General features: G+C 53.3%; 21 protein-coding genes. 14 read left to right on the top strand and 7 right to left on the bottom strand.

What is annotated here, in order from left to right:
- Window positions 1–133: 133 nt before the first annotated feature.
- The 4 genes from hisC (at window position 134) to sppA (ending at window position 4,779) form a co-directional block, all read left to right on the top strand.
- Window positions 134–1,240 (top strand): histidinol-phosphate transaminase, encoded by a 1,107-nt coding sequence (hisC, locus tag WHS46_09010; GenBank protein ID MEJ5348812.1) that lies wholly within the window; start codon window positions 134–136, stop codon window positions 1,238–1,240.
- Complete coding sequence (cmk, locus tag WHS46_09005; protein MEJ5348811.1) at window positions 1,237–1,929, top strand: (d)CMP kinase; 693 nt, start codon at window positions 1,237–1,239, stop codon at window positions 1,927–1,929. The genes hisC and cmk overlap by 4 nt, the downstream gene beginning before the upstream one ends.
- A gap of 87 nt (window positions 1,930–2,016) precedes the next feature.
- Window positions 2,017–3,792: a 30S ribosomal protein S1 gene (locus WHS46_09000; protein ID MEJ5348810.1), complete on the top strand. Its 1,776-nt coding sequence runs from the start codon at window positions 2,017–2,019 to the stop codon at window positions 3,790–3,792.
- 102 nt (window positions 3,793–3,894) lie between these two features.
- Entirely contained in the window at window positions 3,895–4,779 is an 885-nt protein-coding gene (gene sppA, locus WHS46_08995) for a signal peptide peptidase SppA (GenBank protein MEJ5348809.1), read from the top strand.
- A 1-nt stretch (window position 4,780) separates the two neighbouring features.
- Here the strand turns inward: sppA and WHS46_08990 are convergent, their stop codons facing one another.
- Window positions 4,781–5,398 carry an L-threonylcarbamoyladenylate synthase gene (locus WHS46_08990; GenBank protein MEJ5348808.1) on the bottom strand — a complete coding sequence of 206 codons (618 nt, stop codon included), beginning with the start codon at window positions 5,396–5,398 and terminating at the stop codon, window positions 4,781–4,783.
- A 115-nt stretch (window positions 5,399–5,513) separates the two neighbouring features.
- Between WHS46_08990 and WHS46_08985 the strand changes: the two genes are divergently transcribed.
- The 10 genes from WHS46_08985 (at window position 5,514) to WHS46_08940 (ending at window position 18,551) form a co-directional block, all read left to right on the top strand.
- On the top strand, window positions 5,514–6,560 hold the full coding sequence (locus tag WHS46_08985) for a hypothetical protein (GenBank protein ID MEJ5348807.1): 1,047 nt from the start codon (window positions 5,514–5,516) through the stop codon (window positions 6,558–6,560).
- A gap of 86 nt (window positions 6,561–6,646) precedes the next feature.
- A complete protein-coding gene (gene guaB, locus WHS46_08980) occupies window positions 6,647–8,125 on the top strand; it encodes an IMP dehydrogenase (protein ID MEJ5348806.1) in 1,479 nt (492 codons plus the stop codon).
- A 14-nt stretch (window positions 8,126–8,139) separates the two neighbouring features.
- Window positions 8,140–9,696 carry a glutamine-hydrolyzing GMP synthase gene (gene guaA, locus WHS46_08975; protein ID MEJ5348805.1) on the top strand — a complete coding sequence of 519 codons (1,557 nt, stop codon included), beginning with the start codon at window positions 8,140–8,142 and terminating at the stop codon, window positions 9,694–9,696.
- Window position 9,697: 1 nt separating this feature from the next.
- Window positions 9,698–10,435 carry a UPF0280 family protein gene (locus WHS46_08970; protein ID MEJ5348804.1) on the top strand — a complete coding sequence of 246 codons (738 nt, stop codon included), beginning with the start codon at window positions 9,698–9,700 and terminating at the stop codon, window positions 10,433–10,435.
- Between the two features lie 91 nt (window positions 10,436–10,526).
- Window positions 10,527–11,018, top strand: a complete 492-nt coding sequence (locus WHS46_08965) for a YfcE family phosphodiesterase (GenBank protein MEJ5348803.1) — start codon at window positions 10,527–10,529, stop codon at window positions 11,016–11,018.
- Between the two features lie 10 nt (window positions 11,019–11,028).
- Window positions 11,029–11,529 carry an HIT domain-containing protein gene (locus WHS46_08960; protein ID MEJ5348802.1) on the top strand — a complete coding sequence of 167 codons (501 nt, stop codon included), beginning with the start codon at window positions 11,029–11,031 and terminating at the stop codon, window positions 11,527–11,529.
- On the top strand, window positions 11,516–11,896 hold the full coding sequence (locus WHS46_08955) for a hypothetical protein (GenBank protein MEJ5348801.1): 381 nt from the start codon (window positions 11,516–11,518) through the stop codon (window positions 11,894–11,896). Before WHS46_08960 ends, WHS46_08955 begins: the two co-directional genes overlap by 14 nt.
- Window positions 11,897–11,923: 27 nt before the next feature.
- Window positions 11,924–14,710, top strand: a complete 2,787-nt coding sequence (gene mutS / locus WHS46_08950; GenBank protein ID MEJ5348800.1) for a DNA mismatch repair protein MutS — start codon at window positions 11,924–11,926, stop codon at window positions 14,708–14,710.
- Window positions 14,707–16,530 carry an N-acetylmuramoyl-L-alanine amidase gene (locus WHS46_08945; GenBank protein ID MEJ5348799.1) on the top strand — a complete coding sequence of 608 codons (1,824 nt, stop codon included), beginning with the start codon at window positions 14,707–14,709 and terminating at the stop codon, window positions 16,528–16,530. Before mutS ends, WHS46_08945 begins: the two co-directional genes overlap by 4 nt.
- The gene (locus WHS46_08940) at window positions 16,527–18,551 is read left to right on the top strand and encodes a ribonuclease catalytic domain-containing protein (GenBank protein MEJ5348798.1); all 2,025 of its coding nucleotides are present in this window, start codon (window positions 16,527–16,529) and stop codon (window positions 18,549–18,551) included. Before WHS46_08945 ends, WHS46_08940 begins: the two co-directional genes overlap by 4 nt.
- A gap of 76 nt (window positions 18,552–18,627) precedes the next feature.
- Here WHS46_08940 and prfB read toward each other — a convergent pair.
- The 6 genes from prfB to WHS46_08910 form a co-directional block, all read right to left on the bottom strand.
- Window positions 18,628–19,765 (bottom strand): peptide chain release factor 2 gene (gene prfB / locus WHS46_08935; GenBank protein ID MEJ5348797.1). Its coding sequence is split into 2 segments (ribosomal slippage): window positions 18,628–19,686 and window positions 19,688–19,765, totalling 1,137 coding nucleotides; the frame shifts between segments, so codons are not numbered across the junction.
- A 256-nt stretch (window positions 19,766–20,021) separates the two neighbouring features.
- Entirely contained in the window at window positions 20,022–21,566 is a 1,545-nt protein-coding gene (gene lnt, locus WHS46_08930; protein MEJ5348796.1) for an apolipoprotein N-acyltransferase, read from the bottom strand.
- A 14-nt stretch (window positions 21,567–21,580) separates the two neighbouring features.
- Entirely contained in the window at window positions 21,581–22,453 is an 873-nt protein-coding gene (locus tag WHS46_08925; protein ID MEJ5348795.1) for a hemolysin family protein, read from the bottom strand.
- 95 nt (window positions 22,454–22,548) lie between these two features.
- Window positions 22,549–23,463 (bottom strand): agmatinase, encoded by a 915-nt coding sequence (speB, locus tag WHS46_08920; protein MEJ5348794.1) that lies wholly within the window; start codon window positions 23,461–23,463, stop codon window positions 22,549–22,551.
- 6 nt (window positions 23,464–23,469) lie between these two features.
- Window positions 23,470–23,919, bottom strand: coding sequence for an adenosylmethionine decarboxylase (gene speD / locus WHS46_08915; protein ID MEJ5348793.1), 450 nt, complete (start codon window positions 23,917–23,919; stop codon window positions 23,470–23,472).
- Between the two features lie 86 nt (window positions 23,920–24,005).
- Window positions 24,006–24,557 (bottom strand): cupin domain-containing protein, encoded by a 552-nt coding sequence (locus WHS46_08910; GenBank protein MEJ5348792.1) that lies wholly within the window; start codon window positions 24,555–24,557, stop codon window positions 24,006–24,008.
- Between the last annotated feature and the right edge of the window lie 135 nt (window positions 24,558–24,692).

The following is a 24,692-nucleotide window of genomic DNA, read 5'->3' as shown; positions in this document are numbered from 1 at the left end:
GAGGGTCATTTAAAACATATTAACAGAACCGGATCAAGACACCACAAAAGCTTGCGTTTTGAGCGGCTCTTTTTTATAAGCCTTTGCGTAAACTTCATCAAAGCCCACGACCTGTGAAAGGAGCCCGAATCTCTTGGTTTCTCGCTTGGTGCCCCCGCATATCGCCGCCATTGATCCTTATCCGCCCGGTAAGCCCATTGAAGAGCTGGAAAGAGAGCTCGGGATCACCAATTCCATCAAACTGGCCAGCAATGAAAATCCCTTGGGACCTTCACCAAAGGCTGTGGCGGCCATTCGAGAAAAGCTTGGCGGTCTGCACCGCTATCCGGACGGTAGCGGGTATTATCTCCGCCGAAGGATCGCCGAAAAACTGAAAGTCCCCATGGAAGGGGTGGTCTTGGGCAACGGGTCCAATGAAATCATTGAGCTGGTCATTCGAACCTTGATTCGACCCGGGCTTGAGGTGGTCATTCCTAACCCGTCCTTTCTCGTGTATCAGCTGGCCGTCCAGACGGTAGGCGGCACGGTGGTCTCTGTGCCCTTAAAAGATTTTGCCATTGATTTAGAAGGAATCCTCGGGGCCGTTACCGATCGAACGCGTCTCATTTTCGTCAATAATCCCAACAATCCCACCGGAACCGTTTTATCCGAAGAGGCTTTTCGAGACTTTTTTCAAAAACTGCCTTCCGACGTCGTGGTTGTGATTGACGAAGCTTATATCGAATTTGCTCCCATGGGTTCCACCTTTGACGGGTTGGATTTCGTTTCCACGCAAGGGCCCTGGGTCGTGACGACGCGCACCTTTTCCAAAGCTTATGGTTTGGCGGGCCTTCGCATCGGCTACGGTGTTATGGATCCTCAATTGGCGTCCTTTCTGCACCGCGTACGTCAGCCTTTCAATGTGGGTACTCTGGCCCAAACGGCCGCTCTGGCGGCTCTGGATGACGATGAGTTCCTGGAAAAAAGCCGTGCCGTGGTCCATGAAGGCTTGAAGTTTCTGTATCGAGGCCTTGAGGCTCTCGGGGTCCCTTATCTACGTACCTCGACCAATTTCTTTCTCATTGCTGTTCCCGTAGACGCCAAAAAGGTTTATGAAGCCATGCTTCGCGAAGGGGTAATTATTCGAGCCATGAATGCCTACGGGCTTGATCGTTATGTTCGTGTCAATGTGGGACTTCCTGAAGAAAACGAGCGGTTTCTTCGGACTTTTGCCAAGGTTTTGGAACAGTTCCAACCATGATCATTGCCATTGACGGACCGGCAGGTTCCGGAAAAAGCACCATTGCTCGACTCCTGGCCGAAAGGCTTGGGGGCGTGTATTTGGATTCCGGAGCCATGTACCGTGCGGTGGCCTGGGCTTTGACGCAAGAGCGTCTACTGGACGCCGATGATGCCACCCTGGAGCGAGTCCTGCCGACGTTGCCCCTTGCCTTTGTCGTTCAAGACCAGAAACTTCACATTTTTTGGCAAGGGGTTTCCTTGGGCTTGGAAATTCGCAGCCCGGAAATCACTCAAGCCGCTTCCAGCATCGCTCAAAAGAAACCCGTACGCCGATTCCTTTTGGAACAGCAAAGACGTCTGAGCGACACATCTCTTGTGGTGGCCGAAGGTCGGGACATGGGCACGGTGGTGTTTCCCACGGCTGAAGTCAAAATATTTCTTACAGCCTCCAGCGAGGAAAGGGCCAGACGTCGTGTGGCCCAATACCATGAACAAGGAACGAAGGCTGATTTTCAGGCTGTCTTGCAGGCCATTGAATCGAGAGACCATGCCGATGCCAATCGCTTTCTAGCGCCTTTGAAACCTGCCGATGGTGCGGTGGTCATCGACACTTCGGGGCTTTCCGTTACTCAGGTGCTGCAGGTCGTGACGGATCTCGTGACGAACGCGAAAAAAGAGACCGGGGCTCAAAGATCCCGTGCAGATTAGCATTGTCAAGGGTTGGCGTGTCTGCTATGGTGCGCACCCAGTAAAGACGGCGTCAGCCGAAATTCGGACAAGGGGGTAGTCAGTTCAATGATGACGAAAGAAACCACGGAAAATTTAGAAATGCAGCAGCAAAAAATGCAGGAAGTCTTAACGGATCACGAAGCCGACACGGATGATGTGGATGGCGACAGCTTTGAGAAGCTCTATGCCCAGAGCTTCGGCAACATTCAGGAAGGGGAAGTCGTTCGAGGAAGGGTTGTCCAAATTTCGGATGACTATGTCATGGTGGATATCGGCTACAAGTCCGAAGGAGAGATTCCCATTTCCGAATTCAAGGATGAAAAGGGGAATCTGGAAGTTGCCATCGGAGACGAGGTGGACGTGCTTTTGGAATACCACGACGACGATGAAGGAACCGTCTTTCTGTCCAAAGAAAAGGCGGAAAAGATAAAAGTTTGGGACGACATCAGCCGTATCTACAATGAAGACGGTGTCATTCAGGGTAAGGTGGTCTCCCGGGTCAAGGGAGGTTTGGCTGTAGACATCGGCATTCAAGCCTTTGTGCCGGGCTCACAAGTGGATCTGCGTCCTGTACGCAACCTGGATGCCCTCATCGGCAAAACCTTTGATTTCAAGATCCTCAAATACAACAAGAAACGCCGCAACGTGGTGTTGTCTCGGCGCGTGCTTTTGGAAAAGGAACGAGAACGTCAGAAAGGCCAGACCTTGTCACTGTTGGAGGAGGGCAAGGTCATGGAAGGCGTGGTCAAGAATATCACCGACTATGGTGTTTTTGTGGACCTGGGAGGTATCGACGGCCTGCTGCACATTACGGACATGAGTTGGGGTCGCGTGGGACACCCTTCGGAATTGTGCCAGATTGGAGATACCATCAAGGTTAAAGTGCTTCATTTCGATCGAGAAAACGAGCGGGTTTCCTTGGGCCTTAAGCAGCTTCAGCCTGATCCCTGGACCAACGCCGCTGAAAAGTACCCCGTGGGCACCAAGATTCAAGGCAAGGTGGTCAGTTTGACGGACTACGGGGCGTTTGTGGAAATCGAAGAAGGTATTGAAGGACTCATTCACGTGTCTGAAATGTCCTGGACACGCAAGATTCGGCATCCGTCCAAGATCTTGAGTGTCGGGGACAAGGTGGAAGCTGTGATTTTGAGCATCGATCCCGCCCGAAAGCGTATTTCTTTGGGCATGAAGCAGTTGGAACCCAATCCGTGGAGTGTCATTTCCGAAAAATATCCTGTTGGAACCATCATTTCCGGCAAGATTAAAAACATCACAGACTTCGGCATCTTCATCGGCATTGATGAAGGGATCGACGGCCTGGTGCACATCTCGGATATTTCCTGGATCAAGCGTATTCGACATCCTTCAGAGGTTTATAAGAAAGGTCAAGAAGTTCAGGCCATCGTTTTGAATATTGATAAGGAAAACGAAAGATTTTCTTTGGGTATCAAACAGTTGGAACCTGATCCATGGGAAAGCGTGGCTCAACGTTATCCGGTGGGCAGCGTAATTACGGGGCCGGTGACCAATGTGACCGACTTCGGCCTCTTTGTGGAGCTGGAAGAGGGCATCGAAGGGCTGGTGCATGTTTCGGAAATCGGCAAGGAAAAGGCCAAGGGAGCTCCGGACGAATACAAAGTCGGGGACCAGGTGACGGCCAAGGTGATAAATATCTCGCCCAAAGACCGAAAGATCGGCTTGTCCATCAAGAAGGCCGAAGAACACGAAGAACGTAGCGAGTACAAGGAATACATAAACAGCCCCAAAGCCGCCACCACCAACTTGAGAGAAGTTTTGGAAGCGGCAGCGCGCCAGAACGCGGAAAGTGCCCAGGAAGAATAAAACTCGGCGCTTTTCCCAAACCTGATGTTCGTGTTCTTGCCTTTGGGTTATCGAACACCCGGCTTTGTGTGATGCCGGGTGTTTGCTTTTGAGGGAAAGGCTATGTTCAAAAAGACTTTGAAAATTCTTCTTATGATCGCTTTTGTGGTGCTTGTGCCTTTTGTGGGCTTGTATCTTTGGCTTCTAGCTCCCCAATGGGAATGGACAAAGGAGCCCAACCGAATCGGTGTGGTGGAAATCGAAGGACTTTTGACGGACGCTCGACCTGTGTTGGAGTCTTTGAGCGAGTTTCGAAAGGATCCTTTGGTCAAGGCGGTGGTGTTGCGTGTGGAATCTCCCGGAGGCGGTGTGGGAGCCAGTCAGGAAGTGTATCGTGAAGTGCAGCGAACGGCGGCGGAAAAACCTGTGGTAGCCTCCTTTGGCGGCGTGGCTGCTTCGGGAGGCTATTACGCCTCGGCGGCGGCCAGTTACATCATCGCCAACCCGGGAACCCTCACCGGAAGTATCGGTGTGGTGGCCCATCTACCCAATTTGCAAGGGTTGTTCGATAAGGTGGGGTATCGTACCGTGACGGTGAAAAGCGGTCGGTTCAAGGACGTGGGGAATCCAGGACGAGAAATAACCGAGGCTGAAATCGCTTTGCTTCAGGAAACCGTGGAAGGGATGCACACGCAGTTCATTAAGGATGTGGCCGCCGGACGACGTCTCTCGCCGAATCAAGTGCAAGCTGTGGCGGACGGTCGTGTGCTGAGCGGTGAAAAGGCTTTGGAACTCAAACTTGTGGATGCTCTGGGCAATTTTCAAGACGCTGTGGCCAAGGCCAAAGAACTGGGGGGTATCGTGGGAGAACCACGTCTGGTGTATGCGGAAAAAGATCGCCGCGGCCTATTGCGCCTTCTTCTGGGAGCTACCGGGCTCAAGGTCCTGGACCAAGTGCTGGACCCGGCCTTGTGCCCGGTACGCTATGAGCTCCTTTTAGGGCATTAGTCTAAGGGGTTTGAAAAATTTCCACATTCCCGCCGCCTTTTCGAAGGACTTCGGGAATGTCTTCAATCAGAGAAATAACGCTGGAGGGGCGTCCAGGAACGGGGCCGCCATCCACGATAAGGTTCAAGGAATGCCCCAGGACTTCTCGAATTTCCTGCGGCGTTTCCAGAATACGACCGGATTCCGGGTCCGTGGCGGTGGTACTGATCACAGGATGTCCCAATTCCTTGACGATAGCGGTGCATATGGGATGGTCCGGCACACGGATACCCACGGCTTTGCGTTTGGTGAGCATGATACGAGGGACAAGCCTGGATCCTTCCAGAATGAAGGTGTAGGGACCGGGAAGAAGCCGTTTCATGGTCTTGTAAGCATAATTGGTGACCTGAGCGTATTCACTGATGCTTTTGAGGTCGCTGCAAATGAAGCTGAAGGGCTGCTGAGGGGATCGGCGTTTGAGTTTATAGATCTTTTCAATGGACGACTTGTTGAACAAGTCGCACCCGATACCGTAATAGGTGTCCGTGGGATAAGCGATGATTCCTCCCTTGGCAAGAACTTCGGCCACTTGTCTGATCTTGCGCGGTTCCGGGTTGCGGGGGTTGATTTCCAGAATCATAGGCATCCCTCTCCTTCTTGTGGTGAAGTGCGTTGGAAGCCCAATGGCGGATTTCGGCCCCCTGGGCCGAAACCCCTATAGGCAAAGTAAACATAAAGGATGAGAAAAGACAACGATGTCGTCCTCGGCCTTTGCCACATCCAGCAGTTTTGAAGGTCCGTGGGGCCGTTACGCGGCGGTGGATATTGGCTCCCATACCGTGCGCCTGCTGGTGGCGGAGTGGCATGCCGATGGAAAGCTTTACCCTTTGCACAACGAACGCCATGTGACTCGGCTGGCTCAAGGGTTTTTGGAAAACGGTCTTCTGACCGACCGGGCCATGGAACGTACTGCCGCCGTCCTTTCCGACATAGCGGTTCATCTTCAAAATTTTTCGCCTCGTGCCGTGCGTTGTGGAGCCACAGGGGTGGTACGGAAGGCCTCCAATGGATTCGATTTTATTCGCCGGGTTCAGGCCATGGCGCCTTGGAAGGTGTCGATTCTTACGGAAGCTGAAGAAGCAGCCTTGTCTCTTCAAGGCATGCTGAGCGTGCTGCAACCCGAAAACGATCTTGTGGTGTGCTTTGACTTGGGAGGAAGCTCCACAGAATTGGCTCTGGTGGATCGACACTCCCCATGGCCTTTATGGATCGGCAGTGTCTTCCTTGGAGCCGCCACTCTTACCGAAACGTATTTTCAAGAAGCCCCCGTGTCCATGGAACAGGTGCATCAGGCTGCTCGTCATGCACGTCGTGTGCTTCAGCCGGCTGTGGAAAGCATCTTCGAGACGCTGCAGAAGGCTTCTCTATCCGGGAAGAAATGGACCGTTGCCGGGACAGCCGGGACGGTCACCACTCTGGCGGCCATGGAAGCACGCATGGATACCTATGTTCCGTATCGCATCAACAATCGAACATTGACCAAAGCATGGATCGCCGAGACGGTCCGGTTCCTGGCTTCCTTGAGCCTGGAAGCGCGACGAGGTCTTGTGGGATTGGAACCCGGCCGTGAGGACATTATTTTGGGAGGAGTCGTGATTGTGAAAGAGATTCTGGATTGTTTCGGGGCCTTCCACATGCTTGTTTCCGATGCAGGCTTACTCGAAGGTCTTCTCCTGGATCTCTTGCAAGGTGCCGCAACCCAAAGCGGTGTATCCCCTCAATGGGTTTGGCGGTTGGATTGAAATACGGAAAAAACAACATTGGACACTCAGAGTGGACGTACAGGTTCGCCCGATGTCAATGGATGCCAAGCACATGGAGAAAGCTCATGGATGAAAAAATGATGCATCATATTCCGGAAGCTCTGACCTTTGACGATATTCTTATTGTTCCTGCCTATTCGGAGGTTCTTCCGGCGGAAACGGACGTGAGCACCGTCCTGGCGGCGGGGATTTCCATGAAAATTCCCTTGGTCAGTGCCGCCATGGATACCGTTACGGAATCCGAAACTGCCATCAGCATGGCTCGAGAAGGCGGTATTGGGATCATTCATCGGAATATGAGTGTGGAGCGGCAAGCACGTGAAGTGGATAAGGTCAAGAAGTCGGAAAGCGGTATGATCGTGGATCCTATCACGGTTCATCCAGATCAGCCCATCGGCGATGTGATGGAACTCATGTCCCAGTACCGTATTTCGGGGGTTCCTGTGGTCAAAGGCGATCAACTGGTGGGGATCATCACGAATCGGGACCTGCGCTTTGAAACGGATCTGACACGACCGGTTTCCGAGCTTATGACCAAGGACAATCTGGTAACGGCTCCTGTGGGCATATCCTTGGAGGATTCCAAAAAGCTTCTGCAGGAAAGACGTATTGAAAAGCTGCTTGTGGTGGACGATACCGGCCGACTTCGAGGTTTGATCACCATTAAAGACATCATGAAGGTCAAGAAATATCCCAATTCTTGTAAGGATCATTTGGGTCGGTTGCGAGTGGGTGCCGCCGTGGGAGCCGGTGCGGACACGCCGGAGCGGGTTCAAGCCCTGGTCAAGGCGGGAGTGGATGTAATTGTGGTGGACAGCGCTCACGGTCATTCCCGAAATGTTTTGCGCACCGTAAGCTGGATCAAAAGTGAGTATCCTCAGGTGCCGGTGGTGGCCGGAAACGTGGCGACGGCCGGCGGAGCGGAAAGCCTTATTGAGGCGGGAGCTGATGCGGTCAAGGTGGGCGTAGGGCCTGGATCCATCTGTACCACCCGGGTTATTGCCGGCGTCGGGGTGCCTCAGATCACCGCCATCATGGAATGTGCTCGCGTGGCTCGACCCCGCGGTATTCCCGTCATCGCCGATGGTGGCATCAAGTACAGCGGCGACATCGTCAAGGCTCTGGCCGCTGGTGCTGATTCGGTCATGATCGGAAGCCTTTTTGCCGGAACCGATGAAAGTCCCGGCGAGACCGTCCTGTACCAGGGGCGTAGTTACAAGGTGTATCGAGGCATGGGGTCTTTGGGAGCCATGAGGGAAGGAAGCCGGGATCGCTATTTTCAGGATCAAGTGCAAGAGACGACCAAATTGGTGCCGGAAGGTATCGAAGGCATGGTGCCTTATCGAGGTCCTTTGGCTTCCACGATTCACCAGTTGGTGGGAGGTCTTCGTGCCGGCATGGGTTATGCCGGATGTCGTAATCTGGAAGAACTTCGCACCAAGACGCAGGTGGTGCGGATCACCAGTGCCGGCCTGAAAGAGAGCCATGTGCACGATGTGATCATTACCAAGGAAGCTCCCAATTATCAGGTTGATCTGAAATAAAGGACGGAGCCGTTATGGATTGGCATGCTCTGCATCCGGACCGGGTGCTCATTCTGGATTTCGGATCCCAGTACACACAGCTCATTGCGCGCAGAGTGCGTGAAAGCCATGTGTATTGCGAAATCCATCCCTATTCCATGGACTTGAAGGCTGTGCGCGCCTATGCCCCCAAAGGCATTATTTTGTCCGGAGGACCTTCCAGCGTGCATGATGCCAACGCGCCCCTGGCTTCTCAGGAGCTTTTTCAGTTGGGTATTCCCGTGCTCGGTATCTGCTACGGCATGCAGCTCATGGCACACCTTCTTGGCGGATACGTGGAGCGTGCCGAAAATCGTGAGTACGGCCCGGCCCTTGTGGATGTGGATGAGCCGGCTGTGCTTTTTCAGGATATAGACGCCAAGGATGTACGCGTCTGGATGAGTCACGGGGATCGCATTGTGCACATGCCTTTGGGATTTCGTATTTTGGCCCATAGTCCCAATTCTCCTGTGGCCGCCATGGCTGACCCGTCCCGAAAACTTTACGGTGTGCAATTTCACCCGGAAGTTGCTCACACGCCGTGCGGCCGCACGCTATTGGACAATTTTCTTTTTCATATCTGCGGCTGCAAACCCACCTGGACCATGAAAAGTTTTGTGGAATCGGCCATCACCGCGGTTCGGGAAAAAGTGGGATCCGACCGAGTATTGTGTGCCCTCAGTGGCGGCGTGGATTCTTCCGTGGTGGCCGTCTTATTGCATAAGGCCATCGGCGACCAGCTTCAATGCCTCTTCGTGAACAACGGTCTTTTGCGGAAAGGTGAAGCTGAAACCGTGGAACGGGTCTTTCGAGACCATTTCGAAATCAACCTGGTTTCGGTCAACGCCACGGATCTCTTTCTCGATCGCCTCAAGGGAGTGACGGACCCTGAGCAGAAACGGAAAATCATCGGCAACCTCTTCATCGAAGTCTTTGAAAGGGAAGCCTCCAAACTCCAAGGGACCCGCTACCTAGCCCAAGGCACCTTGTATCCTGACGTTATAGAAAGTGTGTCCTTTAAAGGGCCATCGGCTACCATCAAAACGCATCACAATGTGGGCGGGCTTCCCGAACGCATGAAATTGGAACTCATCGAACCGCTTCGGGAACTTTTCAAGGACGAAGTGCGCCAATTGGGACGGGAACTGGGATTGCCGGAACGCATCATCATGCGGCATCCGTTTCCGGGACCGGGTTTGGCCATTCGCATTATCGGCGAAGTCACCCCGGAAAGTCTAAGAATCCTTCGTCAAGCCGATGCCATTGTTTTGGAAGAACTGGAAGCCGCCAATTGGTACGACCGTGTCTGGCAGGCTTTTGCCGTGCTGTTACCTGTGCGTTCCGTGGGGGTCATGGGCGATGAACGCACGTACGAACAGGTGGTGGCCATTCGAGCGGTGGAAAGTGTGGACGCCATGACCGCTGATTGGGCCCGAATTCCCTACCAGCTTCTGGCACGCCTTTCCAATCGCATCATCAACGAAGTCCCCGGAGTGAACCGCGTTGTCTACGACATTTCTTCCAAACCGCCCAGCACCATCGAATGGGAATGATATGGAAAGGGCTCAGCCGGTTCATAGGTTCTATCGGGAACAGCACAAAAGAGGCCCTTGGCATGCCTTTCGAGTTCAGGTGGAACAAACGGATTTGTGGGTACGGGCCGATGCGGATCTTGGCCGCCAGACCCGCGACCTTATCCTGACCTTTCGACGCCATATCCTTGAATACAGCCGTACGGCTCCGCTTTTTTTGACGTCCTTGACCCCATTGCCCGACGATCCTCTGGCTCCGGACATCGTGCGTCGTATGCTGCGAGCCGCCCAGAAAGCTCATGTGGGGCCTATGGCCGCCGTGGCCGGTGCCATTGCCCAAGCCGTGGCCGAAGGACTTCTATCTTGGGCCCGTTCGGTCATCGTCGAAAACGGGGGGGACTGCTATGCCGTGGCTCAAGAAGATCTTGTGGTGGCTGTGTATCCAGGAGAGAAGTCCCCGTTTCGAGACCGGCTGGCCCTGAAATTGGCCGCCGAGGATTTACCTATGGCCGTGTGCACTTCCTCCGGAACCCTAGGCCATTCCCTGAGTATGGGCCGAGCGGATGCCGCCACGGTGCTCGCCAAGGACGCGGCTTTAGCGGATGCCTGCGCCACAGCCCTAGGGAATCGCGTCCGGCACCAAGATGATTTGGAACCAGCTTTGACTTGGATTCAATCCATTCCCGGTGTGCTAGGGGCTCTGGTAACCCTGCATGATCATTTGGCCGTTTGGGGAAACATCTCGCTTGCGGATCCGTAAAGCCCAAAAAAGCCTTGTGTTTCAAAAGGGTGGCTGGTATATGCTCAATTAACCATTGAAATTAAAAGCATTTTTTGTAATTGAGCGACCAATGGGCATGAATATCGTGGTGCTTTCCGACACACATCTCACGCACGTGACGCAGGAACTGCAAGACCTGTGTGCACGTTACTGCGATGGTGCGGATTTGGTGGTCCATCTTGGGGACTGGACGGCGGGTTGTGTATTGGATTATTTCGAGCAGTACCGGCTGGAGGCGGTATGCGGCAATACGGATGAGACGGCGGTGCGTTTGAGACTGCCGACAAAGAAAACGTTCCGAGTGGGTTCTTATCAAATCGCCCTGACCCATGGATGGGGTTACGGGAACTATGCTTCGGACATCAAAACGCATCTGCTGGAAGTATTCGATACGGCCCATGTTATTCTTTTCGGGCATACGCATCGACCTCTTCTGGAAAAAGTGAATGGGCGGCTTTTGTTGAATCCGGGTTCTGTTTTTTCACCTCGAAGTTCTCAAGGAAGGACTTTGGCCTTTTTGCGAGTGGGCACGTCGCTGCACGCGGAAATTATCCAGCTGTAGGAGTGCGATCATGCAGAATCTGTGGGCGCCGTGGCGTATGGAATACATTTTGGGAAAAAGAGAACCGTACTGCATTTTTTGTCCGGAAGGCGGCGGGCTGAGCGATCCGGAACGCCTGATTCTCTATCGGGGTCGCTTGACCATGGTGATGATGAATAAATACCCTTACAACAACGGCCACCTTTTAGTGGCCCCATGGCGTCATGTGGCGGACTTGGAGGGTCTCACGGAGGAGGAAATGACTGACCTCATGAGGAAGATACAGATGTGCGTGAGAATCATTCGCCCCCTCATGCGACCTCAGGGCTTTAATGTAGGGCTTAATCTAGGTGCTGCCGCCGGAGCCGGTGTGGAGAGCCACTTACACTTTCATGTGGTGCCCCGATGGGAAGGGGACACCAATTTCATGACGGTTTTTGCCGATGTGCGAAGCATTCCAGAGCACTTGAAACAGACCTACGAGAAGTTGCGACCACATTTTGACAAGGAGAAACTCCATGAAGCTCTTTAGGTTCGTGACCACCCTGTTGCTTGTGGCCGTGATGGTACTTTTTGTCCGGCAGAACATGGCCACTTTTCAGAGGGATTTGGATTTCATGCTGTATTTGTTTATCAGGGAAGATGTGCGTTGGACGCTTAAGGTCTTCATGGTCATTTTCATTTCAGGATTTGTGGGGCTGCTGGTCGGTCTATTCCTCATGTTTCGACCTTTTTTGCGGACACGCAGAGCTCTGCAGGCGGAAAGGGCCGAAAAGGAAAGGCTTTTGGCGGAAAGAGCCAGAGCTGTCGAAGAGGTTCGGGTACGGGGTCAAACCGAACAGGAAAGTCAGGCTCCGACCTTTTCGGAATCGGAGCCGCACTCCGAGGCATCCGCTTGAGGAGCCTCTATCAGACTGTGATCGCTCATGAACAAGATCACCCCCATGATGCAGCAGTATCTGGACATCAAGGCACAGCATCCGGAAGCCTTGCTGCTTTATCGAATGGGAGACTTCTACGAGCTTTTCTTTGAAGATGCTGTGACGGCATCGCGCATCTTGGATATTGCCCTCACGTCCCGAGACAAGAACGCGGAAAACCCTGTGCCCATGTGCGGCGTGCCATATCATGCGGCCGAAAGCTACATAGCTCGGCTGGTAAACGCGGGGCACAAGGTGGCCGTCTGCGACCAGGTGGAAGATCCGAAAAAGGCCAGGGGTTTGGTTCGAAGGCAGGTCACCCGTGTCATCACGCCGGGACTGGTGGTGGAAAGCCAGAACCTATCGGCCAAGGATCCCAATTATCTGGCGGCCGTTTCCCATAAAGGGAGCCGATATGGTCTGGCCTACGTGGATGTTTCCACCGGTGATTTTTTAGTGGTGGAAGTCGATGGGCGTGAAACCCTTTTGCGTGAACTCGCGCGTGTAAGCCCCAAAGAGATACTTGTCGGCGATGGGCAGGAAACATCGTGGATTTCCGAGGTGACTTCAGGTCAAGGGGTCGCGGTGACGGTCCTGGATGAGTCGGCCTTTGATGTGGCTCGATGCCGGGAAAGACTTTTGGACCATTTTCGCGTGTATTCCCTGGAAAGCTTCGGTATCGGGGAAAGTCCCTTGATTGTGCGGGCCGCGGGAGCCATTTTGGACTACCTTCGAACCAACCGGCTGAACACCTGCGCACATTTAAGAAAAATCACACCGTATCGGCCGAGCGATTTCATGGCCCTAGATGAGGCCACACTCAAGAATCTGGAAGTCCTTCAGGCCGCTGCCACTTTAACCCGCAAAGGATCCCTGCTGCATATTCTGGACGAAACCCTGACCCCTATGGGAGCCCGGCTGCTTCAGAAATGGGTCCGTTATCCTTTGCTGGATGTTTCAGCCATTGTTCAGAGGCAAGATGCCGTGGCCGAATTGATGGATCAAGGGGGTACCCGTGCAGAACTTCGAGAAATCCTTGAAAAGATAGCGGACCTGGAGCGGATCGTCGCCCGTGTGAGTGTGGGTACGGCAGGGCCGCGGGATCTGGCGGCGCTGAGACGCTCCTTGGAAATATTACCGGAAATTCAGACACATCTGCAGCTTTTTTCATGCACCTTTTTGTCACAGTTGGCTTTCGATTGGGATTCCCTGCAAGATGTGGCACAGCGTCTCGCGGAAACCCTTGTGGATGATCCTCCCCACATGTTGGCGTCGGGCGGGGTGATTCGCCCCGGTGTGGATGCGGAACTAGACCATTACAGACGCCTGGCCTTGGATGCCAAAGGTTGGATGGCCGAATATGAAGTCAAAGAACGGGCGCGTACCGGCATCAGTTCCCTGAAGGTGCGTTACAACAAAGTTTTCGGCTATTACATTGAAATTTCCAAAGCCAATTTGGCCCTTGTGCCTGATGATTACATACGCCGACAAACCTTGGTCAACGCCGAAAGATTTATCACCGAAGAACTCAAAAACTTTGAAGACCAGGTTCTGCATGCGGATGAAAAGAGCCGAGAACTGGAAGAACGGCATTACGAGGAGTTACGCTTATGCGTGGCGCAACATGCGGAAAGGATTCTTAAGGCCGCTGAACACGTGGCGCATCTGGATGTTTTGGCTTCGTTGGCGGAAACAGCCGCCCGTAGGGGATATGGCCGACCGGTCGTGGATGATGGGGACGAGATTGTCATTCTAGAGGGACGTCATCCGGTCGTTGAGCGATCCCTTCCCGAAGGAGCCTTCGTTCCAAACGATGTGCAACTGAATTCTCGGGATCAGCAGATTCTCATAATCACCGGCCCCAATATGGCCGGAAAATCCACCATTTTGCGTCAAACGGCTCTGCTTGTGCTCATGGCTCAAATAGGCTCTTTTATTCCGGCAAGGCAGGCCCGCATCGGGGTTGTGGATCGCATTTTCACACGCGTGGGTGCCTCCGACGATCTGGCTCGAGGTCGCTCCACTTTCATGGTGGAGATGCAAGAGACGGCCAATATATTGTACCAGGCTACCCCCAAAAGTCTTATCGTTTTGGATGAAATCGGTCGCGGCACATCCACCTTCGACGGCATGAGTCTAGCCTGGGCCGTGGCCGAATATCTTCATGATTTGCACGGTGTCGGCGTAAAGACCTTGTTCGCCACGCACTATCATGAACTGACGGAACTGGCGGAAAGACTGCCTCGTGTCAAGAATTACAATGTTGCCGTCAAGGAATTTGAAACCGACATTGTTTTCTTTCATCGCCTCCTTCCCGGAGGTACCAACAAGAGCTACGGCATTCATGTGGCGCGTCTGGCGGGGCTTCCCAAAGAAGTGATTGTTCGAGCCCAGGAAATACTGAGTCAGCTGGAAGCAGGAAGCCATCGGCCTCCTGAAAGACCTAGAGACACGGCTCGTTCGGCGCCCCGACGCAAATCCCGAGTGGGGTTTCAGATGAGCTTGTTTCAACCCGGTGTGGAGTGGCTTCGGGATGCCATCATGGCTTTGGACCTGGACCGTATGACTCCTCTTGCAGCCCTCAAGACCCTTTACGGACTTCAAGAACAAATTAAGGGGCGTTCCCCTCTAGCAGCCGTGCCCAAAGGCAAAGAGACTCTTGAGGATGAAGAGACGTGGAACCCTAGGACCTCACCCGATGGGAAAAACCCAGCTACCCGGTTCAAAGGGGACGAAGGTTCAGGAATGTTTCGTCAGGGAACATCGCGGCCAAGCGGTGGAGAATCACCATGAAAAGATTCTTGACAAGTGCGAAAGGCCTTTGGAGTGCGCTGGTTTTTGGATTGACTGTGGCTGTTGGCAGCGCCTTCGTGCACGGATCGGCACCTCTGAACTTGGAGGGTCGTTACCATGAGGCGCGCCGTCAGTATTTATCCCTCGTGGACCAGTTGTCCGATCCCAAAAATCAAGCCCTCTTTCGACAAAATATCCAAAAATTTCTTGATATTCTTCAAGAAGATGTCAAACAGACTTTATCGGATCGGTGCCTTTTCATGATCGCTCAGTCCTACCATCGCCTTCATGACGCTCTCAAATTGGAAAACGATTATAGAAACGCTCTCAATTTTTACAAACAAGTGGCCCTTCGGTTTCCTCAAAGCCCCTTGGCCGATGATGCCCTGTTTCTTTCGGGAATCCTTATGGAAATGAAGGAACCAGAAGAGGCTTGTTTGGAATTTTCACGCCTCTGTGTTCTTTTCCCTCAGGGCGATATGACCTCAAAGGCTCGGCAAAAAGCTGAAGAATTGTCAAAAAAGCTCAGAACCTCGGCGTCGGCGCCGACTCCTGAGGCTTCAACGATTCTCAACGGTGACAAGGCGACATCCAAACCTAAGGGGACCAGCCAGGAAAAAACGCCGCATTGGGCGGTGCCAAAGGTTGCAGAACCAGCCCGAGAAGAGCCCAAAGCCGCCGTGGAAAAAATTCGTCACTGGTCGGCGGAAGAGTACACTCGAGTGGTGGTTTACCTGAGCGGTCCCGTACGGTACAGCCGGAGTGAACAGCTCGCAGACCCCGAGAAGAAGCTGCCTCAACGTATCATCCTCGATCTGGAACGCTGCAGTGTGGGTCCTCAAGTCAAGTCGGTCATCCCCATCAAGGATGGTTTGTTGGAAGACGTACGTTTGACGACTTCCTTTGAAAACAAAACCCAGGTGATTGTGGGCCTTCAATCGGTGGAATCCTATCGCGTCTTTTCTTTGGCCGATCCATTTCGCCTTATCGTTGACGTGCAGGGCAAGAAAAGAGCGCAAGCCTCCACAACGGCTCGAACGGAAACGCCGCCCGCCGCAGCCCCTATGGTGCCGAAACCCGTCGTCAAAAAGGGCATGCCCAGTATGGTGGCTCAATTGGGGTTGACCGTGAGACGCATCGTCCTGGATCCGGGCCATGGAGGGAAAGACAAAGGGGCCATCGGTCCCGGAGGAGTCTTCGAAAAGGACATTACGCTGGCCATCGCTAAGGAATTGAAAAAGATTTTGGAAAAGGAAGGCGGCTATGAAGTGATTCTGACACGGGATTCCGATCGATTCTTGAGCCTGGAAGAACGCACGGCCATCGCCAACACTAAGAAGGCTGATCTCTTCGTCTCCATCCATACCAATGCCCACGAAGATTCAAGCCTTGGCGGCATTGAAACCTATTTTCTTAACTTTTCGAAAGACAAAGAATCCGCACGCCTGGCCGCTCGAGAAAACGCTACATCAGCCAAGCATATGAGTGACTTGGAAGCTATTTTGAATGAGCTGTTACATCACACCAAGATCGATGAATCATCGCGTCTTGCTCAAGATATTCACCGGGGCATGATGCGCAACCTGGAAAGCAGCGTGCAGCTTCGCGACTTGGGCGTCAAGCAGGCTCCCTTTTATGTGCTTCTAGGTGCTCAAATGCCCAGTGTTTTGATTGAAGCCTGTTTCATTTCCAACCCTGAGGAAGAACGGTTGTTGACCCAGACGCAATTCCAACGCAACTTGGCAAGAGCCATTGCCAAAGGGATTCATTCGTACCGGGAACGGCTTGCCCAGGTGGGCCGGCTGGGGGAAGGCGCATGAGCCCATCCGAGGTGAGTGGAGTGAGTCCCGGGACGGTGGTCGAATTTTTTGAGGCCAAGGAACTGCTTCTTGGAGTCTGCCTGGCGGTTAAAGACCAAAGGCTCAATGTGCTGACGGAAACCAACCGGGAAATGAACCTGGTTCTTCGGCGCGTGGTATCGGTTTCTCCCGGCAAGTTGAATCCTTCGCTGCGTCGAGATGACCTGGTTCGAGCTCTCAAGAACATTCGGCAACTGCGTGAATCCCTGGCTGCACAGGTGAATGTGGCGGAATTGTGGTCAGTTCTGGAAGGCGAATCCGAAACCTACAGCGTTCAGGATTTGGCCGAGCTGGTCTTTACATCCGAAGTCACCGATGACCATATGGCGGCGGTGCAACGGGTTTTGTTGGCCGATCGTCTGTATTTTCAATTCAAAAATGGCTTCTTTGCCGCAAGAACCGAAGAACAGGTGGAACGTCGCCGCGAAGAAATAGCTCGAGAAGCCGAAAGAGAACGTCTTTTGGAAGAAGGGGCTCAATGGCTGCGTCGTGTTTGGCAATCAAAACCGGGGACTCGTCAAGAGATATTTTCTCCAGAAATCATAGAAAAGATTCAGGATTTCGGACTCTTCGGCCAGGAAGCGGAAAGCGCCGCTTTTGTCAAGGAACTGTTTGCTCGAGCGGGCCTTACGGCGCAACCGGCCGCAGCCTTTCGGCTGCTGGTGCGTTTAGGGGTATGGTCTGAAAACGAAAACCTTTACTTACACCAGCAGGGATTAAGCATCGAGTTTCCTGAGCAAGCTCTGAAGGCGGCGGACGCCGCCAAGAGCCTTGTGCAAAGGGTCAGTGTGGAAGAGGCACGAAGTGATTTTCGTGCACTCGATGTTTTCACCATTGACAGTGCTACGACGCGGGACTTTGACGATGCCTTGAGCTTTCGCCCCTTGGATACAGGTCTTTGGGAAGTGGGGGTGCACATTGCGGATGCCGCCCATTTTGTAGGCATGCATGATGTGCTGGATGAGGAAGCGGCGTCCCGGGTAACATCCATTTACCTTCCCGATCGACGTATTCCCATGCTCCCTCCGGTTTTATCAGAAGAAGCCTGCAGCCTGTGCTTGGGGAAAGACAGAGCCACCCTGAGCTTTCTCATGGAAGTGGACGAAGAGGGTCGGATTCATCGTTGGACCGTTCGCCCCGGCATTGTTCGAGTCACCCGCCGACTGACCTATGAGCAGGTGGACTCCTTGGTGGAAACCGAGGAAGCGTTCAAGATTCTTTTACACCTCAGTGAACGACTTCGAGAAGAGCGGCGGGAAAGAGGGGCCGTGCTCTTGCCGTTGCCGGAAATTCACATCAGTGTCAATGACCATGGCATGATACAGCTGGTGCGATACGACAAGGAAAGCCCGAGCCAGATTATCGTTTCCGAATGGATGATTGCGGCCAACGGTCGTGCTGCCGCTTACTTGGCTGAACGGAATCTGCCGGCCATTTATCGGTGCCAGGCGGAATGCCGTCCCGAAACAGATCAGGTACAAAGCGATTATCCCATTTTTCATATCTACCGACAGCGTCGTCTCTTTGCTCGGGCGGAACTTGAAACACGTCCCGGCCCTCACTGCAGCCTAGGCATGAACCCCTATACCACCGTGACCTCCCCTATTCGCCGTTACATGGACCTGGTGGTGCAGCGTCAGATTAAAGCCGCACTTCTTCACGGCCGACCGGCTTATACGGAAGAAGAGCTGGAAAAGATTCTCACACGCATGCGCGTCCAGCTGGGCAAGATCGCCTTCGTCCAACGCAAATGGACCCGTTACTGGATTCTTCGATACCTGGAACAGGAAGACATTCAGACGCTTCATGGGATCGTTCTGGATAAGAACGCCAAGTTCGCCCACATCCTTTTGCCTGATTTTCTATTGGAAGTGCAAGCACCGCTTCCTCAGGAACATCCCGTGGGACCCGGTGAAATGGTGCGGCTGAAGATCGAGCGGTTACATCCTCGAGACGACGTGCTTCGTGTCCAGATCGTGTGATGAAACCGGCGAAGCACAGTAGCGATGTGCTTCACCGGTTTTGATAGGAAATCCGGAAGTGTCAATGCCTCCAAGATTATGAGGAAGCGGCGGAAATCTGGGATTGGCCTTGAAGTTGATGGAGGAGATAGGCTTCCATAAAGTCGTCCAGTTCCCCGTCCAGAACACTGTCCACGTTCCCTTTTTCTACCTGAGTGCGGTGGTCCTTGACCAGGCGATAGGGCTGAAGAACGTAGGATCGAATTTGGTTTCCCCAGGCTATGTCGTCCAAGCTGTCATGCAGTTCCTGCAATTCCGCTTGTTTTTTTTGCATCTCCCTTTCATAGAGCCGAGCCCGTAGGACTTTCATGGCCAGATCTCGGTTGCGATGCTGAGAACGTTCATTCTGGCACTGGACCACGATGCCAGTGGGAAGATGGGTGATTCGCACCGCCGAACTGGTCTTGTTCACATGTTGGCCGCCGGCACCGCTGGCTCGAAACGTGTCTATCTGCAGGTCCGAAGGCTTGATGTCGATCACAATGGAGTCGTCCACTTCGGGGTAGACGAACACGGCGGCAAAAGAGGTATGCCGACGTCCACTGGCATCAAAGGGAGAGATTCTCACCAGGCGATGCACGCCGGATTCGCCTTTGAGTAACCCATAGGCATAGGGCCCGGAAACCGTAAAGGTGGCGCTTTTGATCCCCGCCTCTTCTCCTTCCAGAAGATCGATGACTTCGGTCTGAAACCCTCGGCGTTCACACCATCTGAGGTACATGCGCAGAAGCATTTCCGCCCAATCCTGGGCTTCCGTGCCTCCGGCTCCCGCATTGATGCTGACGATGGCGTTGCGGGCATCATTTTCGCCGCCCAACATTTGACGCACTTCCAGAGCCTTGACCTTTTTTTGAACGTCTTTGGTCTTACGGGCTACTTCACGGACGGTGTCCCCGTCGTCTTCTTCGACGGCTAGGTCCAGAAGCAGTTCGTTGTCTTCCAGTTCCCTTTTCAGCGTTTCGAATTCCGAGACGATTTCCGAAAGCTGAGCTCTTTCCTTTAGGACTTCCTTGGATTTTTCCGGATCGTTCCAAAAATCCTCCTTGGATATTGCCCGATCCAGCTCTTGAAGTCGCCGGCGTTTTTCAGCAATGTCAAAGATAACCTCCCAACGTGTCCACCCGCTGGTGCAGTTCTTTTAGGGAGTTTCGAATTTCTGAGGTTTCGATAAGCATGGTGTTTCCCTCCTTACGGGCTGTCCTGGGACAGCATTTTTTTTAATATAGCATATTGGAAAAGTGTTCCCTAGGAAGATGACAGAGAACTCGCCATGCCAAGGCATCCCATGCCATTTTGTAGGGGCGAAGGGGTGCCTCGCCTCCCCACGGAGCCGAAACCGCATTTTTCATGGGAGCGCCGGCCTTCGGCCCGCCATTTGTGCGGCTGGGACGCCTGCACTTCCTGGAAAAACAATTCTTGTCGGGCAGGCTCCTAGGCAATTCCCCGAGACCTGTGTCGCGACCGAGCCCGCTCCCCATACACGAGACACAGCAGTGTCGTCAAGGTGCAGCTCCACGCAAACACATTTCCATAGCGCATATAAAAGGTAGGAGCTTTGTTCCCTGGGATGATCTCGGCCCTTGTGGTACCGGTGAGGTTCAAGGGCAGGGAGGTGAGGATTCTCCCGGCAGCGTCAAACACAGCACTGATGCCCGTATTGGCGCATCGTACCAAGGGAACACGGCATTCCACGGCACGCCAACGTGCGATTTCCAAGTGTTGATACGGTGCGGCTGTTTGACCGAACCAGGCGTCGTTGGTGAGGTTGACCAACACCCGTGCTCCATGGCGCCAAGCGTCTCGAGCCAATTCCGGAAAGATGGCTTCATAGCAAATGAGTACCCCAAGGGATGTGTCCTTGAAGGGAAAAACGGAGGGATTCTCCCCTGGAACGAAATCCCCGGCCGCGGTTACAAGTTTCTCCACAAAAAAGAGGACGGACTTCAGGGGCACGTATTCCCCAAAGGGTACCAGATGGCGTTTGGCATAGGAAGCCACGATGCCTGCTTCGGGATCCAGTAACGCAGCACGGTTTTGCAAGCGCGGGGAAACCCCGTCAGGAATTACCCAGGGAAGCCCCAAAAGAATGGGCACTTGAACCGAAGCGGCGATTTCGTGAAGTTTTTGAGTGGGTCCTTGTTCGTATCCGTAGAAAAAGGGTGCCGCCGTTTCCGGCCAGACCAGTAGGTCTATGGGTTTTTCCTGGGAAGCCGTCTGTGAAAGGTTCCAATAAATATTCAGGGTCGTCTCTTGGTACTCAGGATCCCACTTCAGGGACTGATCAATATTGCCTTGAACGAGCGCCACATGTAAGGGCCGCACGGTGTCCTGGCTCGAGACTTTTAGGGAGTTTTCCCGCCACACCCCATAGCCCACAAAAAGGGTTCCGCAAAGGATTCCAAGCAGCGCATGGCGCAGTCCAAGGCGCCTGGCCACAAGGCTTGCCACCATGGTGTTTCCAAGAACGACCAGCCATCCTACACCATAGACCCCCGCTATGTCCGCGGTTTGCAAAAGGGGAATCACCTTTGTTTGCGTGTAACCCACATTGGTCCAGGGAAAACCTGTAAGAAAATGGGCTCGTACCCATTCCAAAGCAATCCAGAGGCAAGGAAGTCCCCATATCTCCAGGGCCGGCAAACCCCGCCAACGACGAGCCAGGGCGAAAAAAATTGCTGTGTAGAGGGCGAGATAGCCACATAGAAGACAAAGGACCAATGCCGATACAGGAAGCGGCAGGTTTCCATAATGATTGATCACATAGATGATCCAGTAAAGCGTGGTCACATGATGGACGAACCCGGCGACAAACCCTAGGGAAAAGGCCTTTCGCAGAGGCACCTTGTCTAGAACCATCAGAAGAGGAACCAGCGCAAACCAGCTGAGCGCGGCGAAGTGGAAAAAAGGAAAACCTGCCGTCAACAGCAGGCCCGTGAGACAGGCGGCTGTCCAGGGGGAGGTGAGCAGGCCCGTCAAGGATGGGATCCCTTTCAATCGGAAGATTCCGATTCCGCCTGCGTCTTTTCCGGAAAGGATTCGTGACGGCGGACGCGAACCTTTTGCACCTTACGACTGTCGGCGGCTTCCACGATCATTTCCAAGTTCTTGAAATAGACCTTTTCATGCACCGAGGGAACCCTGCCCAAACGGCTGATGATGAAACCGCCGACGGATTCGAATTTTCCCTCGGGAAACTCCAGGTCCAGATAATCCTCCAGTTCTTCCACATCCAGTCGAGCATCCACGAGGATGGAACCGTCTTCTTGCTCCACCAGCCAGTTTTCCTCGGCGTCGTACTCATCCATGATATCGCCGATAACTTCTTCAATGATGTCTTCCATGGTGAGCACGCCCGCTGTGCCGCCGTACTCATCAATGACGATGGCCATGTGGGATTTTCGGTGCCGAAGATCCCTCAAAACTTCGCTGATCTTCTTGGTTTCGGGAATGAAGTAGGGAGCCCGTAGAATTTCCGAGAGATTGATCTCGGTTTTGCCCCAATGCTGCAAAAGGTCCTTGGCATGCAAAATGCCGATTATGTTGTCGATGGAGTCTTGATAGATGGGGATTCGAGAGTGGCCCGATTCCACGATCAGCCCAATGAGGAATTCCACGGTGGATTCATGGGGGGCGGCGACGGTATCGGTTCGAGGGACCATGACCTCGCGAGCGACTGTATCGCGAAAGGAAAAGATTCCCTGAATCATTTCCCCTTCGTCTTCGGTGATAAGCCCGCGCTCTTCTCCCTCATCAATGAGCTCTTGGATCTGCTTTTCCAGATCCTTGGGTTTGTCGATCCGCGAGAGGCGGCGCAGAGCCTTTTTGAGCCAGCGCGACAAGCCTTTGGCAGATTCTTCTTCCAAGTCTTTCCCTCAACCTTGCAACAAGGCCAATGAAGCCGACGTCCATGGGGGACCGGCAGACGTCCATGACGTTAAAAAAAATCTAACAAGCTCCTCTAAGGCTTGTCTAGAAAAATATGGGCAAGCATTTTGTGAACCAGTCGAGCCGCAAGAAAATCAGGTGCGACCATGCCTGGAATGGGGCACAGTTCCATGACATCGAAACCTACGATCCTCTTTTGGGTTGTGACGGCACGAAGCAAGGACAAAAGGTCGTACCAGCCCAATCCTCCAGGTTCCGGTGTGCCTACGGCAGGCATGATGGAAGGGTCGAGCACATCCAGATCGATGGTCACATAGACGTCAGGACCCAAAAGGTCCAGAATTCGAGGAATCGTGTGGGAGTCTCGAACCACCTCCTCGGCGAAAAAAGCAGGAATAGCCTTTTCACGAATCAGTTCATGTTCTTCCCGAGTCATGGAACGCAATCCCACTTGAACCAGATGAACACTGTCCAGCACATGGCGCATGACACACGCGTTGCTGAACGGGGTTTCCTGGTAGGATGCGCGAAGATCGGGATGAGCGTCCAGATGAAGAACCGTCAAAGAGTGAAACCGAGCTGCAGCCGCCTGAATCATGCCCAAAGACATGAGATGCTCGCCGCCGAGAAGGACCGGAATCTTTTCCGCGGCCAAGAGGGCCTTCCCCACGGCATGAACCCTTTCCACCATGTCTCGAGGGGAAACGGCCGTGACCCGCAGTTCTCCCAAAGTGGCGATCCCATACCGGTACGGCTCTGTGCCCGTATCTTCTTCATAGCATTCAAGTTCTCGAGAGGCCGCAAGGATGGCTCGAGGTCCTTCTCGAGTGCCCGCTCGAAAGGTGGTGGTTCCATCATAGGGCGCCGCCACGATCACCGCTCGAGCCTCATTCACGGGACGGCTGTATTCCGGCAAGCCCAAAAAAGACAAACAGGGACCGAGATGATCCATCACCTCGGCCCCCAGCCCATGGGTGTTTCTCGTCATGAAAAATCAGCGGCTCCGCTGGCGCAGCATGCGATCCATGCGCACCACGTGCGTGGAATCTTCGATGGTGTTGGGGAATTCCTGTCCTCGATCCAAAACATGGATTTCACATTTTTGTATGCGAAACCGTTCCTTGACGACAGCCACCGCTTTGTCGGTATCGAAAGGTTTGCAGGAAAACATATCCAAACTGAGATACCTTTTTTCCGGGAAGGTATGAATGCTGATGTGACTTTCCGCAATAAGCACAAAGCCGGAAATCCCCCAGTCTTCAGGGACCACCCCTTTGTACCGAAAGACATACGGGGGCATAATCTTGGTCATTTCCATTTCTTGTGGATATTCGTCCAAGAAATTGTAAATCACGTTGATGTCTTGCAAAACTTCGGGATCACATCCGTACCCGTCCAGCATAAGATGGACCCCGAAGCCGAATTCCGGTTTTTTCATGTTCATGTGCGGTACCTCCCCGACCTTTCGATGAATCGTCCGGAAGCCGAAAGCTGCCGGTGACGGTATTCCTAAATCAGCGGCCCAGAGCCTCAAAACCGGGACTGGCTCACCACCCACAGAAGATGCGCTTCGCCCCGACCGGAATTTTCCACCCAATGCCGCGTGGAACTCTTAAAATAAAAACAATCCCCCACACTCAAGCGATAAGGTTTGTTGTCGAACCACAAGGTCACCGATCCCTTGATCACAAAGCCGAACTCTTCTCCCTCATGAGGGGTGTGTTCCACGGTTCGGCCACCTTTCTGCATGCGCACAATCACCGGATCCATGATCCGGCCCAAGGCCCTTGGCAAAAGAAAATAAATGGCGCACTCCTCCGTGGATTCAGAACTGAGGACGCGCGATCTCTTGCGAGCCACCACGGTCGGCCTGGGCATATCCTGAAAAAACTCGGCTAGATCCACTCCCAACACGTCCAGAATACTTTTCAACGTGGCAATGGACGGCGACGTCAAGTCCCGTTCCAACTGGGAAATGAATCCCTTGGTCAAATAAGCCCGATTGGCCAGTTCTTCCTGGGTCAGGCCGTTTTCCATGCGAAGTCTTCGGAGCTTATCTCCGATCTTGAGGCCGTCCTCCATGGTTTACCTATATTAAACAGAAAGTTTAAAAAAGCGGACCTTGTATAAGAGCACGAACCCGGGATGTCAAGAAAAAATTGAGCGGTGTTTCCAAACGGGGCTTTCAGAAGCTGAAGCCTAAAAGCGTCACGGAAT

Origin of the sequence: Desulfosoma sp. (genome assembly GCA_037481875.1) — a bacterium.
Taxonomy (GTDB): Bacteria; Desulfobacterota; Syntrophobacteria; order Syntrophobacterales; family DSM-9756; genus Desulfosoma.
The sequence above is the reverse complement of the archived record's forward strand: the minus strand, read 5'-3'. Positions and strand labels throughout refer to the sequence as shown.